The organism is Streptomyces alkaliphilus (genome assembly GCF_014141535.1).
GTDB classification, from domain to species: Bacteria; Actinomycetota; Actinomycetes; order Streptomycetales; family Streptomycetaceae; genus Streptomyces; species Streptomyces alkaliphilus.
Genome location: NZ_VKHT01000793.1, coordinates 1 through 2,406 on the forward strand (window position 1 = coordinate 1; position 2,406 = coordinate 2,406).

Consider the following 2,406-nt stretch of genomic DNA (forward strand, 5'->3'; position numbering starts at 1 on the left):
GCTCTCATCGGGGTTCCTCCCGGCAGTGGGGTGATCGGGGTGACGTGCTCGGTGTGGCTCCGTGGATCTGGTGGGGCGTGCGCCGCCGGCGCGCGCGGGTCGCGGATGCGAACGGAGTGGGAGCGCCGGTGCCGAGTGCGTGGGAGCGCTCCCATGATGTGACGCAATATCCCCGTGGAACCCCGGTGCGTCAAGGGGTCCCGCACACCCGCCCCCGGGCCGGCCTCGACGGTCGCGTCCACGCCACGCCGGGGGCGGTCGACGCGTCCGTCGCCCGCCCCCGGCTCCACGCCCGCCCGGAGCCGACCGGTCGTCCCGTTCCGACCGGCTCCGGCGGGCCGTCCCACCCCGCCCGCCTCACACCCGGGCGGGCCGCACCGGGTGCCGGGCCGCGTGGTCGGTCAGCCGCTCACGGCTCCACTCGCCCTCGGCGACCACCAGCCGGTACGCCCGCCGCAGCTCGCCCTCCGGCGGGACCGTCACCTCCTCGTGGAAGGCCAGCGAGGGGTTGACCGCCGCGAAGGGCTCGCTGCGCACGAACCACACCGTCTCCGGGTCGGCGGCCTGGAACAGCAGCGTCGCCGAGCGATCCACCTCGTCGTGCCGGCCGGTGAAGGCCAGCCAGGGCGCGGCGCGCCCCATCATCGCCGGCCCGCCGAGATTTCCCGGGCCGATCACCGTGCCCCCGGTGAACGAGCGCGGCCCGCGCCAGAAGAAGCCCGCGTATCCCGCCATCGGCCGCCCCCGGGTGGTGGGACTGCCGAAGACCAGTGCCTCCCCGCGCGTGTTGCGCAGCACGGTGGTGAAGTTCAGCGCCCACCACCCCTCACCGGGGCACCCGGCCTCCACCTCCAACACCCGGGTCTCGTCCACCCAGTGCTCGCCGCCCTGCGTCCACCAGGTCAACCGCTCCACCCCCGGCGCGGTCCACTTCTCGTGGCGCATGGTCCCGGCGTTGGGCAGGTCCACGTACTCCCGCTCCGGGTCGACGTAGGTGCCGCCGCCCCAGAAGTTCTCCCCGGACACCCAGGGAGCGGTCATCTGCACCCCCTTGTGCCAGACGTGGTCGTGCGGCCGGTACGCCGTCACCGTGTCGCCGGCCGTCGTCCGCAGCGGGTGGAGGTAGGGCTTGGGCGACTCGAACAGCGCCATCCGGGGTCGGTAGTGGTAGCGGGCCACCTCAACGCCCCCGACCGTCGCCGACACCTCGGTGCCGTTGTCCTCCAGCGCCACCGCTCTCGCGCCCCCGTCCCCGGGCGCGGGGCCGTCCTCCGTGTCCGCACCGTCGTCCTCGAACGCGCTCACAGCGCCATCCCTCCGTTCATCCGGGCGTGGAACCGGCCGAACTCCGGGTGGTCCGGGGTCAACTCCTTCCGGAGCACCGGTCGCCCGGTGAACGCGGAGGCGTACAGACCGGTGATCAGCTCCACCGTGCGGCGGGCCCCGTCCCCGCCGACCGGTGGACGTTCGCCGTGTTCCAGGGCGTCCAGCACGGCGCCCAACTGGGCGCCGTGCGAGCCGGAGACGTCCTCGCCCGGGTCCCACAGCGGGGAGGAGCACGACCAGTCGGCGTTGCGGTAGCCGTACAGGTGACGCAGCTCGACGGTGGCGTCGGTGAGGTCGAAGCGCAGGTAACTCTCCTCGCGGCGGGACAGCAGGCTGTTGACCACCGTCGCCATCGCGCCGTTCCCGAAACGGATCAGCGCGGTGGAGACGTCCTCGGTCTCCACCTCCCGGTCCAGCCGCCCGGCCATCGCCCGGATCTCCTCCCACTCCCCGAGGACCGAGAGCATCAGGTCCATCTGGTGGATGCCGTGGCCCATGGTGGGACCGCCGCCCTCGGTCTCCCACCGGCCGCGCCAGGGCACCTCGAAGTACTCCGGCGGCCGGTACCAGGTGGTGTCGCACCGGACCACCAGGGGGCGGCCGAGGGTGCCGGCCTCCACCAGCTCCCGCAGGTGCCGGGCACCCGATCCGAAGCGGTGCTGGAAGACCACGGCGGCGTACCGGCCGGTCTCCCGCTCGGCGGCCGCGATCGCCTCGTACTCGGCCAGCGACAGGCACAGCGGCTTCTCGCACCACACGTGGGCCCCGGCCCGCAGGCAGGCGATCACCTGCTCGGCGTGGAGGAACGGCGGCGTGCACAGGTGCACCAGGTCGGGACGCTCGGCCTCCAGCATCGTGGCGAGGTCGGCGTACCCGGCCGGGACGGAGTGTTCGGCCCGGAAGGCGGAGAGCCGGGCGGCGTCGGGGTCCACGGCCGCGACCGGTTGGGCGCGGTCGGCGTGCTCGGCCAGGGCCGGCATGTGGCAGATACCGGCGATTCCTCCGGTGCCGACGACGGCGACGCGGATCATGCGGCGGCTCCTTCTCCCGGCGGGGTGGGGCCCGTGGCCGGGATGTGGG

The 2,406-nt window shown here is 74.1% G+C and carries 2 protein-coding genes; both read right to left on the reverse strand.

Annotation, left to right across the window (positions count from 1 at the left end):
- Positions 1-357: 357 nt before the first annotated feature.
- Positions 358-1,305, reverse strand: a complete 948-nt coding sequence (locus FNQ90_RS19815) for a DUF6807 domain-containing protein (RefSeq protein WP_323380084.1) — start codon at positions 1,303-1,305, stop codon at positions 358-360.
- Positions 1,302-2,357: a Gfo/Idh/MocA family protein gene (locus tag FNQ90_RS19820; RefSeq protein ID WP_182607602.1), complete on the reverse strand. Its 1,056-nt coding sequence runs from the start codon at positions 2,355-2,357 to the stop codon at positions 1,302-1,304. The genes FNQ90_RS19815 and FNQ90_RS19820 overlap by 4 nt, the downstream gene beginning before the upstream one ends.
- Between the last annotated feature and the right edge of the window lie 49 nt (positions 2,358-2,406).